At 53.4% G+C, this 15,982-nt stretch carries 12 protein-coding genes; 3 read left to right on the top strand and 9 right to left on the bottom strand.

Features of this window, described 5'->3' with window-relative positions; genetic code table 11:
• Nucleotides 1-162 precede the first annotated feature (162 nt).
• On the top strand, nucleotides 163-1,197 hold the full coding sequence (locus SH527x_RS12225) for a ferrochelatase (RefSeq protein WP_437190963.1): 1,035 nt from the start codon (nucleotides 163-165) through the stop codon (nucleotides 1,195-1,197).
• Between the two features lie 92 nt (nucleotides 1,198-1,289).
• Here SH527x_RS12225 and SH527x_RS12220 read toward each other — a convergent pair whose 3' ends face one another.
• Both SH527x_RS12220 and hpnE read right to left on the bottom strand, forming a co-directional pair.
• On the bottom strand, nucleotides 1,290-2,090 hold the full coding sequence (locus SH527x_RS12220; protein ID WP_437190962.1) for a class I SAM-dependent methyltransferase: 801 nt from the start codon (nucleotides 2,088-2,090) through the stop codon (nucleotides 1,290-1,292).
• A 69-nt stretch (nucleotides 2,091-2,159) separates the two neighbouring features.
• On the bottom strand, nucleotides 2,160-3,638 hold the full coding sequence (hpnE, locus tag SH527x_RS12215; RefSeq protein ID WP_437190961.1) for a hydroxysqualene dehydroxylase HpnE: 1,479 nt from the start codon (nucleotides 3,636-3,638) through the stop codon (nucleotides 2,160-2,162).
• 275 nt (nucleotides 3,639-3,913) lie between these two features.
• Between hpnE and ligA the strand changes: the two genes are divergently transcribed.
• Entirely contained in the window at nucleotides 3,914-5,947 is a 2,034-nt protein-coding gene (gene ligA, locus SH527x_RS12210) for an NAD-dependent DNA ligase LigA (protein WP_437190960.1), read from the top strand.
• Nucleotides 5,944-6,828 carry an NAD(P)H-hydrate dehydratase gene (locus SH527x_RS12205; protein WP_437190959.1) on the top strand — a complete coding sequence of 295 codons (885 nt, stop codon included), beginning with the start codon at nucleotides 5,944-5,946 and terminating at the stop codon, nucleotides 6,826-6,828. Before ligA ends, SH527x_RS12205 begins: the two co-directional genes overlap by 4 nt.
• Before the next feature lie 23 nt (nucleotides 6,829-6,851).
• Here the strand turns inward: SH527x_RS12205 and SH527x_RS12200 are convergent, their stop codons facing one another.
• From SH527x_RS12200 to nuoH, 7 genes are all read right to left on the bottom strand, one after another.
• On the bottom strand, nucleotides 6,852-7,304 hold the full coding sequence (locus SH527x_RS12200) for a hypothetical protein (RefSeq protein ID WP_437190958.1): 453 nt from the start codon (nucleotides 7,302-7,304) through the stop codon (nucleotides 6,852-6,854).
• 68 nt (nucleotides 7,305-7,372) lie between these two features.
• Nucleotides 7,373-9,055, bottom strand: a complete 1,683-nt coding sequence (locus tag SH527x_RS12195; RefSeq protein ID WP_437190957.1) for an NADH-quinone oxidoreductase subunit N — start codon at nucleotides 9,053-9,055, stop codon at nucleotides 7,373-7,375.
• A 60-nt stretch (nucleotides 9,056-9,115) separates the two neighbouring features.
• Nucleotides 9,116-10,720: a complex I subunit 4 family protein gene (locus SH527x_RS12190; RefSeq protein ID WP_437190956.1), complete on the bottom strand. Its 1,605-nt coding sequence runs from the start codon at nucleotides 10,718-10,720 to the stop codon at nucleotides 9,116-9,118.
• Between the two features lie 60 nt (nucleotides 10,721-10,780).
• Nucleotides 10,781-13,183: an NADH-quinone oxidoreductase subunit L gene (nuoL, locus tag SH527x_RS12185; RefSeq protein WP_437190955.1), complete on the bottom strand. Its 2,403-nt coding sequence runs from the start codon at nucleotides 13,181-13,183 to the stop codon at nucleotides 10,781-10,783.
• A 68-nt stretch (nucleotides 13,184-13,251) separates the two neighbouring features.
• Nucleotides 13,252-13,566, bottom strand: coding sequence for an NADH-quinone oxidoreductase subunit NuoK (nuoK, locus tag SH527x_RS12180; protein ID WP_437190954.1), 315 nt, complete (start codon nucleotides 13,564-13,566; stop codon nucleotides 13,252-13,254).
• A gap of 94 nt (nucleotides 13,567-13,660) precedes the next feature.
• Nucleotides 13,661-14,323 carry an NADH-quinone oxidoreductase subunit J family protein gene (locus SH527x_RS12175; RefSeq protein ID WP_437190953.1) on the bottom strand — a complete coding sequence of 221 codons (663 nt, stop codon included), beginning with the start codon at nucleotides 14,321-14,323 and terminating at the stop codon, nucleotides 13,661-13,663.
• Nucleotides 14,323-15,675 carry an NADH-quinone oxidoreductase subunit NuoH gene (nuoH, locus tag SH527x_RS12170; protein ID WP_437190952.1) on the bottom strand — a complete coding sequence of 451 codons (1,353 nt, stop codon included), beginning with the start codon at nucleotides 15,673-15,675 and terminating at the stop codon, nucleotides 14,323-14,325. Before nuoH ends, SH527x_RS12175 begins: the two co-directional genes overlap by 1 nt.
• Between the last annotated feature and the right edge of the window lie 307 nt (nucleotides 15,676-15,982).

Below are 15,982 nucleotides of genomic sequence, written 5' to 3'. Positions count from 1 at the left end.
AATTCTCATCGACAGAGTGGACGACAGAACGCTGCGGACAATAATCAGGTGTGCCGGAAGAGTGAACTGGGATTCTGTTCGCTGACGTAAATGAAATTTTGAGCTGGTTGCAATCAATGCAACCTTCGCTCGGATCTGGATTTCAAGCAAATGAGGCCTTGAGTGTCGAACCTTGAATACGATGCGATTCTCTTTGTTTCATTTGGTGGCCCTGAAGGTCGGGATGACGTCATTCCCTTTCTGGAAAATGTTCTCAGGGGGCGGAACGTCCCACGTGAACGAATGCTCGCCGTCGCTGAGCACTATTATCATTTTGGCGGAATCAGTCCCATCAATCAGCAGAACCGAGAGCTGATTATGGCAGTTGAGAAACGATTGCGGGAGATCGGAATCGGGCTTCCTGTCTACTGGGGCAATCGTAACTGGCATCCTCTGTTGACCGATTGTGTTGAACAGATGAAGGGCGATGGGATCCAGCGAGCGCTGGCATTTGTAACGGCTGCAGTCAGTTCCTATTCAAGTTGCAGGCAGTATCGTCAGAACATCATGGATGCGTGCGAAAAGTCCGGTGACTCTGCCCCGGTGATCGACAAGATTCGCGTGTTCTATAATCACCCGAATTTTATCGCAGCAAATGTGGCTCGCGTGCAGGATGCGATTGCTGGGTTACCGGTTCAATCCCAAGCGGATTTTAAGGTCTATTTCACGGCACACAGCATTCCACATTCGATGTCGAATACAAGTGCCTATGTCTCACAGCTGGAAGAAAGTTGTCGTCTGGTTGCCGAGCAACTTCACCTGCCTGCGGACCGTTGGCAGCTTGTGTATCAAAGCCGTAGCGGCCGCCCTGAAGATCCGTGGCTGGAGCCGGATATTCTCGATGTGCTGAGAGAGATTCCCGAGAACTCGATTCAAGGCGTGGTTATTGTTCCAATCGGGTTTTTATCCGATCACATGGAAGTCCTGTACGACCTTGATACGGAAGCCGCTGATCTCTGCAAGGAACGAAACCTTCCAATGCAACGGGCGGGAACCGTTGGGACTCACCCTCAGTTTGTCGAGATGGTCGTCAAGCTGATCGTCGAACGGGTTCAAGGTGGAACAACGCGCGAAGCGATCGGCGAGTTCGGGCCCTCTCACGATTTTTGTGCTCAGGACTGTTGCCCGGCCCCGGTCATGCGACGACCGGTGATGTAATGTGAATTGACCGGGTGAAGAACCTGTTCAATACAGGCCAACGTGCCTGTGGAGATCGTTCGACACCCCGTCAAAACAAAGTCGACAACACTTTATGTCTCTGGGACCCAGATTGGTGAGCGGCTTTCCGGTTCCTGCTCGCGGATACGGCGAGCTTTAATGCGAACATACGGGGCGACGTACATTCCTCGGTGGCGAAAATGACCTGGTCGTGCATGAGGATCGCCACGACGCGGTTCAACCAGATCTTCAATCACCAACCCTGATCGACAGAGATCGCCGATGAGTTGCTCCCAGCGATGCAGATACTCGACTGCGCCGGGTTCTCGATAGGCTGTGTCTTTCACGACGGGAAGCGGATCAGTGTGGTAATACGAGACCCCAAGGACGTACTGGTCCTGTGGGTTTCGTTCAGAAATCTGCAGGCTTGCTGGTTGCTTGTGCTGGCTGATGTAGAGACCTCGGTGCCGTAGCACTCTGGCGATTTCCTGATACACCGTGCGAATTTTGGGGATGTAGCAGGAACTGACAGGGTGATGCACGATGTCGAACGATGCGGTTTCGAACTGGGAAAGATCGTCCATCGATGCCTGAATCACACGGATGTCGAGATTCCGACGCTGGGCTTGTTCGGTATCGAGCTTCAGCATTTCCGGGCTGATATCGACGACGGTGACGCGTGCTCCGGCCGACGCATACAAGATGGACTGCCATCCTCCGCCGGCAGCGAGGCACAGGACTTCCATGCCTTTGACTGAACCAGGCAGCCACCCTCGACTGTCGAGCGTCAGCAACGGTTGAGCACATTCTGCATCGGTTGCGACTGCGGCAAACTGGCTTTTGCCTTTGGCGAGCTGGTCCCAGGCGTGTTGGTTTGTTTGTTGGTACGTCATGATTGAATGGTAATCAAGTTCCCGAAGGAACGGGTAAATCTATGATGAACTGCAGGGGCGATTGAAATCTCAGGGAGATTTTATTCCCAGCAGCAGGCGAGCACCGAAAGACGTTGGCAAACCGGGAGCGACCAATTTTTGGGGCCGTCCTAGTTTTGCGAGAATGTTCTCGGCCGCAAGATATCCGCTGATGACGGCTCCTTCCATCGTGGCCGGCCAACCGGTCTGAGTCCAGTCCCCAGCGATCTGCATGTTTCCAATCGCGGTCTGCTGTAATGGCCGCAACTCATCAATTCCCGGAGTGACTGAAAAGACAGCGCGTCGTTCTGTGATGACGCGGGAATGCAGAATTTCAGCCTTGGTGTTTGATCGCGAGGGCTGTTCTGATTGCGGCCAGATTTCTTGAAGTTCCTGATCAAGACTGGCAACGACCTGCTCTTGTGATTGTGCTTTCAACTGCCTGCTGGCACTGATGACCACTTGATAATACCACGCAGGTTTGCCGTGAATGATTCGCTCTCCACGATTGAATAACCATTGTCCCAGTCGGCCCACCAGAACGGCATGGGGCAACGTGGTGACAGGGCGGTCATACCAGAGATGGACACTCGTGATCGGAGCCGTTTCCATGCGTAATGCGCGAGAACGAAGGTCATCGAAGATGGCATCTTCAGGCAGCAGGTTGTCGATCTGGTGTTGAGGGACGGCGAGGATCACATGATCTGCGGCGATTGTTGAACCGTCTGAAAGTTCAACAGTGCTGATCGTGTTTTGACTCAGGTTTTGACTTAGATTCAGTTTCGCCACTCGCGATTGAACTGAGACGGAGACGCCTGCCTGTTCGAGAGCGTGTCTGGTCCGAACGGAGTAAAGCTCGTCGAGATCAATCGTAGGGATCTCGACCTGCCATCCAGAAGCGTGTCTCAGGAAGCCGTCGACGAAGACCTTTCTCGCGTAACTCGCATCGATGCGCTCCAGCGATTCGCTTAATGCGCTCACCAGAACGACATCCCAGACATTCTGAATCAGCGCATCAGTTTGATGATGCCTTCTGAGCCAGTCAGCGAAGCTGGTTCCAGAAAGATCCTGTGAGTCGGCCTTGGCCAGTGCTCGGACAGCGAATGCGAAAAGTCGCTTCTCTCGAAACGTCAGATACGGCAGTCGAAGGAACGCACGGGTGAGGTGAAACGGGGCCGGTAAGGGATCAGCAGCGAAGGGAGTACATTGTCCGTTGGGGGCAATGAAATACAGAGTCGATTCGGTTCGAAAGGCGTCGGCGATCCCGAGTCGCTGGCAAAGCGATTTCAGGTTCGTACAGCACCCCATGCTCACGTGTTGACAATTGTCGATCGTCTCACTGGATTCCTTGTCCACATACGACGTCGAACGGCCTCCCAGGGTCGGGCGACTTTCCAGCAATTGAACGCGAATCCCGGCCTGAGACAATCCAATGGCCGCTGCGATCCCGGCAAGGCCGCCTCCCACAATCACGACATCAGTCGATTGAGCCTGAGTCGGTCGATCAGAGGGAGAAGAATGGGGAGGCAAGATTGTGGCAATTCAATTGGGAAGGGGACCGGAACCATCGTGTCGCGTGAGAGGGGATCGCGACGTGATCAGGCGTTCTCTGCAACTCAGAGCCTGATTCTGAAAACGCTCGAAATCGTTATGCATGGTATTGAAAACAGAACTCGAACAACAACTGCGGACAGCAGGGCTTGTGGCACTGTCATTTCCTGTGAAAATCTGCGAAAAGAGAACTCAGAATGGAACGCATTCGCCCACTGTTGAAATTTGCTGGTCTGCGAAGTTGAGTATCTGATATGGCAATGGGACCTGCAGAAGAAATTGATCAACTTCGGCAAGAAATTCGCCGTCATAATCGACTCTATTATGTCGAAGCTTCCCCGGAGATCACCGACCGGGAGTTTGATCAGCTCATGAAGCGTCTCCAGGATTTGGAGCGTAAGTATCCGCTGTTCGATGCTGACGACAGCCCCTCGCATCAGGTTGGTGGCGAGCCGATCACGTCATTTCAGACGGTCGAACATCGTCAGCCGATGCTTTCGATCGAGAACGCCTTTTCTGAAGGGGAAATTCGCGACTTCGATCAACGCGTTCGCAAGCTCCTCACTCTCGACGAAGTCGAATATGCCATCGAATACAAGATCGATGGTGTCGCGCTCGCATTGATCTACGAGAATGGAATCCTGACACAAGGTGTGACACGTGGAGACGGACGTCGAGGGGACAACATCACGCACAACGCTCGTACAGTGCGCGGCGTGCCCCTGCGACTGGATCTTGAGAACCCACCGGAACGGGTTGAGATTCGTGGGGAAGCGTATATCTCGAATGCGGACTTTGCTCATCTTCGTGCAGAGCAGGAACGCCGCAATGAGGAACCGTTTGCGAATCCCAGAAATACAACGGCCGGAGCACTGAAACTTCTCGATCCGAAACTCTGTGCGGCGAGAAAAGTTCGGTTTCTGGCTCACGGGATTGGGGATCACATCGGGTTCGATGAGACAACGCACATCGACTATTTGAAGTGGGTTCGAGCGGCCGGATTGCCAATTACCCCGCATGTCGAAGTTTGTCGAGGAATTGAGGCCACACTCGCACATTGCCAGACCATGATGGAGGCATTGCATCACCTTGAGTTCGAAGTTGATGGTCTTGTCATCAAGGTCAATCAGTTTGCTCAACGGGAAGTGCTGGGGAATACATCGAAAAGCCCACGCTGGTTGATCGCCTATAAATGGGAGAAGTACGAGGCGGTCACGCAGATCGAAAATATTGTCACTCAGGTGGGCAAGACGGGAACAATTACCCCTGTCGCTCATCTGAAGCCAGTGCTGATTGCCGGGTCAACGATTTCTCGAACAAGCCTCCATAACAACGAAGAAATTCAGCGACTGGGAATCAAGATCCATGACTGGGTCGTCGTCGAGAAGGCCGGGAAAGTCATTCCTCACGTTCTGCGAGTTGAGGAATTTCGGCGAACAGGTGAAGAAGTTGACTTCATTTTCCCCACTCATTGCCCGGAGTGCAGCGAACCCGTTTTGAAGGATGAAGGGGGCGTTTACATTCGCTGCCAGAACCCTGCTTGTCCGGCTCAGCTGCGCGAGAGCTTGCGGTTCTTCGCCTCGCGTCAGGGGATGGAGATTGACGGCATGGGGATCAAGGTCATCGAACAGTTGATCAATGCCGGGGTCCTGACGAGTTTTGCAGACGTCTATCGATTAAAAGAGCATCGTGAACAACTCGTGGGACTGGAACGACTCGGAGAGAAATCGGTCGACCATCTGCTGGCGGGAATCGAAGCCTCGAAGAAACAACCGCTCTGGCGGCTGCTCACAGCGCTGAACATTCGTCATGTCGGGACAAATAACGCACGAATTCTCGCTGACACGTTTGGGACGCTGGATGAGCTTCGCGTTCAGACGGAGGAGTCACTTTCTGAAGTCAACGAGATTGGCCCGATCATCGCGAAGTCGGTCGCCAATTTCTTTCATTCGGAAGCCGGAACAAAGATCGTTGAAGAACTGCGAACCTTTGGGCTGAATTTTGGTACTCCAGTCGTACGAGACACTCCGGTCGATACGGCTGACAAGCCGTTCTCCGGCATGACGATTGTTGTCACCGGGACCTTGCAACGGTTTAAACGTGACGAGATCAAGGATGTGATTCATTCCCGAGGAGGGAAGGCTGCGGCGAGTGTCTCGAAGAAGACAACGTTCGTTGTGGCAGGTGAGAGCGCTGGGAGTAAACTCGACAAGGCGGTCGAACTGGGCGTGGAGATTATCGACGAAGCCGAGTTCCTGCGGCGTCTGGAAATTGGGAGCGAACAGTGACAATCCGCCGTGTGGAAACTCTTCCTCCGATTCCGATTCGCCCTGCTGAATCTCACAAGGGCACGTACGGTCGAGTCATGATCGTTGGAGGCCGGGCAGGGATGGCGGGGGCGGCTGCCCTGGCTGGATTAGGAGCATTACGTGGCGGCGCAGGACTGGTTTATCTTGCGGTTCCGAGAAGTGTTGTCTCCATCGTCAGTTCGATTGAGCCCTCGTATCTCACGCTTCCACTGAATGTGGATATCACCGGAGAGTTGATCGGCTCGGCTCTTGATCAGGTTCAACAGGAACTGATTGGAAAAGATTCCTTGGGGATTGGCCCCGGTATTGGAACGTCTGATGTTGTTCGTTCGCTCGTGACGACGCTTTATCAGGAAGCATCGGTCCCCATGGTGATCGACGCCGATGCACTGAATTGTCTTGCGGAGCAGACCGACAGTCTCAGCGTGCACGCTGGCCCCAGAATTCTGACGCCTCATCCCGGTGAATTCGCACGGCTGACTCGTTCTGACACTCGGACAATTCAGGCAAATCGTGAGCAGCTCGCCATTCAGTTTGCAGCAGAGCACGATGTGATTCTGGTTCTGAAAGGGCACCGCACCATTGTGACCGATGGGGAGCGGATTTACGTGAACACAACAGGCAACGCCGGAATGGCCACAGGTGGAACGGGTGATGTTCTTACTGGTCTGACAACGGCATTGCTTGCACAGAAGATGCTTCCTTTTGAAGCAGCTCAACTGGCAGTGTATCTGCATGGTCTGGCAGGCGACCTCGCAGCGCAGGATCTGTCGGAGCAGGGGCTGATTGCTTCTGATTTGCCGAAGTATCTCGCCAAAGCATGGCAGAAGTTTCGCAATGAAAGCAGTCTGATTAAGTGACATGCTTTCTGCGGAACGTCGACTTATTTCATCCAAGCGGGAAGAGCAGTCCCGTTGTGTTCCTGCGAGTTGAGCAGACGCTCAAGACCAACCTTTTGCGAACTGAGAATGTCGTTGATCAGATCGTGTGCTGCTGGATCTGACTTCAGTTGTGGGAGTGCTTCTGCAAGCGACTGAACAATCATGTTTTGATGAGCGCAAAGGTTTTCGTAGAGAAACTCAATTGCGACATAGTTCAGGCGTGTGAAATCGGTGGGATAGTTACCGAAGTCAATGACGTAGTGACGACTCATGAGCAGCATGGCAATCGTTCCAGCATCTTGCCTCTGCCGTTCTGCCAGCGAGAGAACGACCCCTTTCAGTTCTTTTGCATCCTCGGTCGACCAGAGCCAGGCGTCCAGGACATATTGAACCAGACTCCGGTGGAGATCCACCAAAAGTTCGTTCAACTGTCGGTTGGTCGTGGTTGTCGGCATCAGGTTAAGCTTGTTAACGAAGTGACGCGGTTGCCATGCTGCAAACGCGATTAAAGCCAGTATTCATCTTATGGCAGCAGCAGTGATAACGCGACCGCACGTGCTGTCGCACTCAAGTCGGACATCATGGGTGACGCTCCCAGCAGGATGACCGGCAGAGTCACCATTCCGATGTAGACTCCGACGATGGCCGGAACCTTCAGGCGTTTGTGTTGCGGCAATGGTTCCGAGAAGAAGATCACTTTCAGAACACGAATGTAATAGAAGACGCTCAGGACGGAGTTCAGCACACCGAATGCCATGACGACCCACAGGAACCAGTGAACGCTCCCTGCCGTGTAGACAGAGCTGAAAATCATGAACTTGCCGAATGCCCCAGCGAGTGGTGGCAGGCCAATCAGACTGAAGAAGCTCAGGACCAGACAGATGCAGACAAATTTCATCGTGGCATTGCCACCGAAGATTCCGCGATAGTCTTCAATCTGTTCGCTGAAGATTTCGTTGCGAATGACGGTCACGCAGGCAAACGCAGCCAGATTCATAAAGAGATAGACGACGAGATAATACAACAGGCTTTCAAGGCACTGCCCGGCCTTCACTGAAACGTCCGGGATGCTGCCTGTCGGGGCACTCATCAACACAAGAAGTGCCGAGACCGCCATGACGGTGTAACCCGCCTGAGCAATCGCAGAGTAGGCGAGCAGTCGTTTTATGTTCGACTGAACATAGGCCGCAAGGTTCCCGTATGTCGTGGTGACAATCCCGATGACACCGAGTGCAATCCCGGTGACCAGAGTGATTTCGAACAGGACAGGTGTTGCTCCCTGAAAGGCGAGAACGAACCGAATTAGAAGCCCAAACGATGCAATTTTGGACGCGACAGAAAGGAACGCGCCGACTTCAGCAAGTGCTCCTTCAAAGGCGTCCGGGCACCAGAAGTGGAACGGAACCAATGCGAGTTTGAAGGCAAGACCTGCAATGATCAGCAGGATTCCCAGTAGGAGCGTGACTGCTGTCGCATTGTTCTGACTCAGCCCGGTTCCATCGAGGACGAGGAGAACCTGAGACGCAAATCGCGGGAGTTCTGCTGTTCCCAGCAACCCGGCAACCAGACTGATTCCATAGAGCATGACCGCCGCGGCCCCGGCCCCATAGATGACGTACTTCAGAGCGCCTTCACTCGACTGACGCAATCCCTTCTGGAATGCGATCATCATATAGCTCGGCAGACTCATCATTTCGATCGCCAGAAAGACCATCAACAGATGGTTCGCTCCCACAGCGAGCATCATGCCGAGTGTTGCGCCGAAGATGAGTGTGTAGAAATCTTGGGAGTCTTCCTGATCCGGGACTCCGCTGAGAATCGTTAAGGCGACGATCAGGACCAGAAACATACTGAGCCCGAGTCTCAGAAAGATCCCGAACAGATCATGCGTCAGTAACCCTGTGAAGTAAGGGCCCGGCGTGCCGGTTCCGGTCGGAGACATGTTCCATGAATGGAAAAGAGCTTCAACAAAGCCTTCTGACGATGCCCCTTTCAGGTACATGAACTGCGTGAAGACCCCAATGAAGACGGTCATCGCTCCGATCAGAGCGACAGCATGTAATGGCAGTTTTCGAGTCCCACCGATCATCCTTGCCAGCAGCAATGCGATGACTGTTCCGCAGAGAACGAGTTCCGGCGCAAAAATCTCCAGTGATCTCGGCAGATCATGTCGAATCAACTGGTTTAAAATCTCTGGGACGGACATGGAATTCGATTCGGAAATCACAAATGGTCAGGGAAGAACAGCACCTGTTTGAAGACGATTCTATTGCTCGATGGTCTGGCTGACCTGTTCGGTTTCATGGAGTGCGGAATACCCTGCCGACAGATCCTCTGTCAGTTGACTGACCGTCGGTTCAATGATGTGAATCATTGTGTGATAAGGGGCGACTCCAAGGATGATTGCGAATGCAGCCAGAGTGAATCCAATCGTTTTCTCTCTGGGATTCATGTCGGTCAATGCTTCGGCATGTGGCCCAAAATACTCACTGCCAAGGTAAACTCGTTGAATCGTCCAGAGCAGATAGCATGCTGTCAGCACAACGCCAAATGCGGCCAGGACAGCCAGTAATGGACTGAAGTTCCAGGCACTTAAGACAACGAACACTTCGCCGATAAATCCGCATAACCCCGGCAGACCCAGAGCGGCGAAGAAGATGACAAACGAAATCCCGCTGAAGACGGGCATGGCGTTCACCAGTCCGCCAAACTGATTCAGATCTCGATGATGAACGCGGTCATAGATCACACCGACAAGGAAGAACATCCCTGCGGAGGTGACCCCGTGAGCAAGCATCTGGAAGACGGCTCCGGTGATCCCCATGTTCCACAGGCTGGGGTGAATCGTCGTGCCGGTTGATTCCTGAATCTTCCAGACGGCGACTCCGACGAGTACGTATCCCATGTGACTGACGGAGCTGTAGGCAACCAACCGTTTGAAGTCGGTTTGAGCCATGGCAGCGAATGCCCCGTAGATGATGCTGAAGACGCCGATCGCGACCAGCGCGTACGCGGCATACTGTGCACCGAACGGGCAGAGTGGCATGGCGATTCGCAGGATTCCGTATCCACCCATTTTCAGCAGAACACCGGCCAGAATCATGGAGATCGGAGTCGGTGCTTCAACGTGTGCGTCAGGCAACCATGTGTGAAATGGGAACGCCGGGAGCTTGATGGCAAAGCCAACAAACAGCAGCCAGAAAGCGACAATCTGAACGACAGGTGTGAAATGACCGGCCTGACCGATCTGAGCCAGTTGCATCAGATCGAAGACGTTTCGGAACCCTGAGATCTCTGAATTCGCACTGTTGAAGTAAAACATCAACATAGCGATCAGCATGAGTGCTCCGCCGAACAGCGTATACAGAATGAATTTGATGGCGGCGTACTCTTTTCGAGGGCCTCCCCAGATGCCGATCAGGAAGTACATCGGCAGCAGCATGACTTCCCAGAACACATAGAACAGGAAGAAGTCGAGTGCGAGGAAGACACCCAGTACGCCGGTTTCCAGAATCAGGAACAGCATCAGATAGCCACGGACTTTGTGCGTCACGCTCCATGACGCGAGCGCGGCAAGCACGAACACAAAACTTGTGAGCAGGACCAGCGGCAGGCTGATTCCGTCGACTCCCAACTGGAAGTAAATATTCCACGTTGGAATCCAGGCGTGTTTTGTGACCAGTTGCATCGTTCCCACGGAGGGGTCGAACTGGCTGAGCAGCCCCAGTGACAAACCAAACGTCGCAACAGTGATTGCGAGCGTCGTTTTCCGCATGGCTTCTTCTGCCTTGCGATCAAACGCCAGCAGGGCCAGTGCCCCCAGTGCCGGGAGAAAGATCGTCAGGAAGTAAAGCAGATCTGGATTGATCATAACTGAAGGCAACTTCAGGAATTCGTATAAACAAGGTCAACCGGAGTCAGGCGGATTTGCCTAGCGTCCCGGCAGAAAAACAAACAGTATAATGAACAGCACAACCACGCTGACCGCGATCGACATAATGTAATGCCGCAACTTTCCGGTCTGCAGCAATCTCATCATGCGACCGGTTGCATAGGTCGATTCTCCCACGATGTTCACGGCCCTGTCGACAACGGCTTCATCAAACTTGCGATCCCAGTGAGAGGCAACGATGAACCATCGTGAGAACAGGTGTAGCAATGCATCGAGGACAAGTCTGTCAAACAACACGCACCAGTTGGCGATGACCAGAACTGGTTTCACGAAGATGACATCATAGAGTGCATCGAATTCCCATTTGTTTGTCAGGAATCGATGAACGAAAGCGAACTGACGCTGGATGCTGCGAACATCAACGCGACCGATTCCATAGAACAGGTAGGCGAGGATTGTTCCCCCGAAAGCAACAGTTAATGCAGCGGCACCAGCCTGAGCATGGTGTGCGTGAGTGTCGTTTCGGCCGGGGAACACCAACGGAGTTCCATCAGGATGATTGCCTTGAGCAATGTGAGCTGGTTCTGCCGTGTAAAGCATCTTCACCAACGGGCCTGCGTCACCTGCAATTCCGACGGTGATCGTAAAGAACGCGAGCACATACAACGGCCATGTCATGATTCGGGGGGATTCATGAGCGTTGCTAAAGGTCGTGGCGTCTCTGGGCTCACCAAAGAACGTCATGAACCACATACGGAACATGTAGAACGCTGTCAGGCCGGCTGTGATCAATGGAACAATGAAGAGCAGTGAATGCATCGGATTCAGGGAAGCGAAAGCGAGCGCACTTGCCAGAATCGAGTCTTTCGAGTGATACCCTGAAAATGCGATTGGGCCGAAAATTGGCAATGGCGGGATCAATGGAACTGCCAGTCCGCAGATCGCGATCACGCCGACAAACATTGTCCAGCAGGTGACAGGCATCTTGCTGGAGAGTCCCCCCATCTTCTGCATGTCCTGCTCATGATGGCATCCATGAATCACGCTTCCAGACCCGAGGAACATCAGCGATTTGAAAAAGGCGTGTGTGACCAGGTGGAACAGCCCGGCCATCCATCCGCCGACTCCCAGTGCCAGCATCATGTAACCCAGCTGGCTGATTGTGGAGTAGGCCAGAACGCGTTTGATGTCCGTGACGACCAACGCAATCGTGGCTCCGATGAACAGCGTGATGCAGCCGACATAAGCGATGATGAGCAAGACTTCCGGCGTGAACAATGGATAAAAGCGTCCGACGAGATAGACACCGGCCGCGACCATGGTTGCAGAGTGAACCAGTGCCGACACTGGTGTCGGGCCTTCCATCGCATCCGGTAACCATGTCTGGAGTGGAAACTGAGCACTCTTTCCGACACATCCAGCGAAGATCCCTAACCCGGCCGCTGTCAGTAGCCAATACGGAATTGATTTAGCTGGCGCACCTGGGTTGGTTGCGATCTCAATGACACGATCAGGGCCGGCTCCACTGACGGAAAACTGCCCATCCTGATTGCGAACAAGCTGGAAGAGCCCCGGCGCTCGTTGGTCTTCAGGATCGATTTCCGCGAAGTGAAATGCTCCAAGCGATGTCCACAGAATCATTAAGCCGATCAGGAACCCGAAGTCCCCGATGCGGTTCATGATGAAGGCTTTGTTCGCGGCTGTGCTTGCGGACTTTCGTTCGACATAAAAGCCGATCAACAGATAGCTGCAAAGCCCGACCAGTTCCCAGAAGATGAAGACCTGAAAAATGTTTCCAGCCAGGATCAGACCCAGCATCGAGAAACAGAAGAGTGACAAGTAAGCAAAGAACTGATGGAAACGGCCGCGTCGGTAGACATGTTTTCCATCTCGACGATGCGCGAAGTGATCTTCGTAATGTTCCGTCAATTCGTCGCTCATGTACCCGAGCGAGAAGATGTGAATGCATGTAGCGATCAGCGTGATCATGGCAAACATGATCAGCGTCAGCCCATCGATGTACCAATCGAGTGTGATGTTGAATTCACCGAAGCGTGCGATTCGATAATAGGTTCCGCTGAACGCTCTCGCCAGCGGATCATTGAGTCCGAATGCGGTGTGCCCGTGCTCAGTACCATGGGCATTGGCGTCATTGGTTTGGGCAGCGTTCTGATTGTGATGAGCCCGCCCGTCTGGAGCTGCAGAGGCAACTTCTGTTGCTCCGCCGCCACTGGTTTGAGCGGTCCAGACTCCGATGGCTGCCAGACTGAGAAGGAATCCCAGTGCGATGCAGCCGACTCCGAAATAGCCAGGCAACTTGCTGGTGCGTCGTGACCAGGAGCCACCTGCGATTTCGACGGCAAACCCCAGCAGCGGCAGTAACCATGCAATGGTCAGCAGCCACATCAGGATTGTGCCAGTATGTTGAAGATCCGCAGGCATAGTTCGGTATCAATGAATCCGGGGGAGTGTCAGGAAATCGCGTATCTGGTGGTCAGCAGGAACCCGGTTCAATTTTTCAATTCATTCGCTCGATCAACATCGATCGAGAGATGGTTGTTATAAAAGTTCAGTGCAATGGCGAGTGCGACAGCGGCTTCAGCTGCAGCCAGCACAATGACGAACAATGCGATGATCTGGCCGTCCAGTCCCAGTTGTCCATAGTGGGAGAACGCAACAAAGTTGACGTTCGCCCCGTTCAGCATCAGTTCGACGCCCATCAACACACCGATGGCATTCCGCTTGGTCACCATACAGGCCAGTCCACAGACGAACAGGACCGCTCCGACGGCGAGATACGAATTCAGGCTGATGGCGTGTTCCACGAACATTCCTCTTCAAAACAACTGCTTCGACAGAGACTGTCAGGCAGTGACAATTGGCTCTGAAATCTGGTGACTTCATTCAAAGCCGTGATTGTTACAGTGACTCCTGAGTCAGGCTTGTGGCCTTCTTGGTGACTGGTCGTCGATGCTTGGCTCGTGCGAGATACGCAGCACCAATCAATACGACGAGTAAATGCATTGAAATAATTTCGAACACCAGCAAATAGCCAGTGCTTAACGTTTGTGGTTCGGTTCGATCCTTTGGTTCCAGGTTGGCGCCCGGAGTGAAATCACGATCGAAGCGTGCGCCGAGGAGTGCGATTCCAATTCGTCGGGTCGTTTCCCCTTCGCCTCCGGGATTGTAGCCGGCATTCATCCCGGATTGACCTGACACGGCCAGCGAACGTTCCGCTTTCTTCCAGTCAACGTTCAACAGTGTGGCTGCGAAGACGGCAAAGAGAGCAAACGCCAGAAAGCCTCCCTGCAACATTTCTGCAGGAGAGCTTTTCAACGAGGTAAATGGCGAACTGGAGGTCAACATCACTCCGAAGATCAGCAGCACCACGGTTCCGCCAACGTAGATCAGCAGCTGAGTCGCCCCAACAAAGTCGGCGTTCAACTGAAAGAAGAGTCCGGCCGTCGCTCCGAGTGCGACCACCAGATAGAACGCCATCCGCACGACGTTCTGGCTCAGCACTACGGCCAATGCCGCAACGCAGGTGATCGCTGCATACAGTCCAAACAGGATCTGTTCCATTAGTACGCCCCTCCTGTCTGGCTGCCTGTCGATGCTGATTGCTCGATTGCCGTCAGAGAAGACGAACCCGGTAAAGAGGAACTCAGTGTAGGCGAACTGGCGGTCTGTCTATTGGTCAAGTGACGTTGTCTCACTGTGTTGGCTGCTGAGACAGGTGTCGCAGGTTCAACGACGGCCGGTTTCACTGATTGAGGAACTCGTTCACCAATCGGGGAGAGCAGTGTCGTTCGTTGCAGTGTCATGGCAAGTATCAGTGGCCAGACTGCCGAACCCAGAAGCAGGAAACAACTGATCGGGACAAGATACTTCAGGCAGGTCGACATCACCTGATCGATTCGAAGTCGTGGCAGTGTCCAACGAACCCAGATTTGAACAACAACGAGGATTGTGGATTTGACCATCAGGACGACCAACCCGAGCACGCGTGTGAGGTAAGCGTAGGCTGCAGATTCGCTGCTCACGGAAATCAATGCGTTGTCGATGAACGGTAATCCCGTCCACCAACCGCCCAGAAAGAGGATCGCTCCGAGCATGCAGGTGAAGTACATGCCTGCGTATTCTGCAAGGAAGAAGAACGACCATCGCATCCCGGAGTATTCCGTATGGAATCCCCCGACGAGTTCGCTTTCAGCTTCTGCCAGGTCGAATGGAGCACGCTTGTTGCTGGCGAGCGTGACGATGAAGTACACGAAGAATGCCAGAAACGCGAAGGGGTTATAAAAAATGATCCAGTTCCAGAAGCCCCCTGATTGAACGGAGACCATGTCGTTGAGGTTCATTGTGCCGGCGATCATCACCGGGATCACGACAGTCAGACCCAGTGGAATCTCATAACTCACCATCTGGGCTGCTTCACGCATTCCCCCGAAAAGTGACCATTTTGAACCGCTGGAGTAACCGGCCAGAACAATCCCGAGAACTTCGAGAGAGAGGATCGCCAGTGCAATGAACAGCCCTGCATCGGCTGCAACCGCAACAAAGCCATCACTAAATGGAATCAGCATAAACGCGGCGAACGCGGCCACAACGACAATGTACGGGGAGAGTCGAAAGAGCAAGTGATCTGCAGCCTGAGGAGCAAGATCCTCTTTCTGGACCAACTTCAAGCCATCGGCCAGAGATTGCAGCCACCCGAAGCGGCCACCTGTTCTGGTCGGACCAAGGCGGTCTTGAATGCGACCAGAGACTTTTCGTTCTGCCCAGATGAAAACACCTGCCGGAAGTCCGAAAAACGCGCCAACCAGGGCAGTGTGAATCAGCGCTGCGAGAACGCTGGGGACCCAACCTGGCAATCCCCCGAGATGCTCGGCAAACCAACCCGTCATGGTTGTGGTGAGCATGGCAAATTGCATGACGGGAAGCCTGACTGCTTATTCGTGATTCACAAAAGGAAACGACACCGCGACTCTTTGACACCAGCAGTGCATTAACGTTCGCGATTCACCTCTTCGATTCTGACGTTATCAGCGGGATCTGCTGCCATCACCGCACTTCTCAGAGATCAGGTAAGCGTCTTTCTGAATGACGCTCGAAATTCACCCTGAGGAATTCACGAAACCGACGTGATCATCTGGGAAAGTTATGACACATGCCACCGGGACATTCAAGCCTTGAGACCAGCTCTCAATTTCCGTAAAGACGATCTATCCACTGATGAGT

The organism is Planctomicrobium limosum (genome assembly GCF_051465645.1).
Classification (GTDB): domain Bacteria; phylum Planctomycetota; class Planctomycetia; order Planctomycetales; family Planctomycetaceae; genus Planctomicrobium.
Note: the sequence above shows the minus strand (reverse complement) of the source record. Positions and strands in the feature narration are given on the sequence as shown.

Coding starts and splice junctions, on each gene's coding strand:
- SH527x_RS12220 (WP_437190962.1), bottom strand. CDS start 2,090: ATGACGTACCAACAAACAAACCAACACGCCTGGGACCAGCTCGCCAAA.
- ligA (WP_437190960.1), top strand. CDS start 3,914: ATGGCAATGGGACCTGCAGAAGAAATTGATCAACTTCGGCAAGAAATT.
- SH527x_RS12200 (WP_437190958.1), bottom strand. CDS start 7,304: ATGCCGACAACCACGACCAACCGACAGTTGAACGAACTTTTGGTGGAT.
- SH527x_RS12195 (WP_437190957.1), bottom strand. CDS start 9,055: ATGTCCGTCCCAGAGATTTTAAACCAGTTGATTCGACATGATCTGCCG.
- SH527x_RS12190 (WP_437190956.1), bottom strand. CDS start 10,720: ATGATCAATCCAGATCTGCTTTACTTCCTGACGATCTTTCTCCCGGCA.
- nuoL (WP_437190955.1), bottom strand. CDS start 13,183: ATGCCTGCGGATCTTCAACATACTGGCACAATCCTGATGTGGCTGCTG.
- SH527x_RS12175 (WP_437190953.1), bottom strand. CDS start 14,323: ATGGAACAGATCCTGTTTGGACTGTATGCAGCGATCACCTGCGTTGCG.
- nuoH (WP_437190952.1), bottom strand. CDS start 15,675: ATGCAATTTGCCATGCTCACCACAACCATGACGGGTTGGTTTGCCGAG.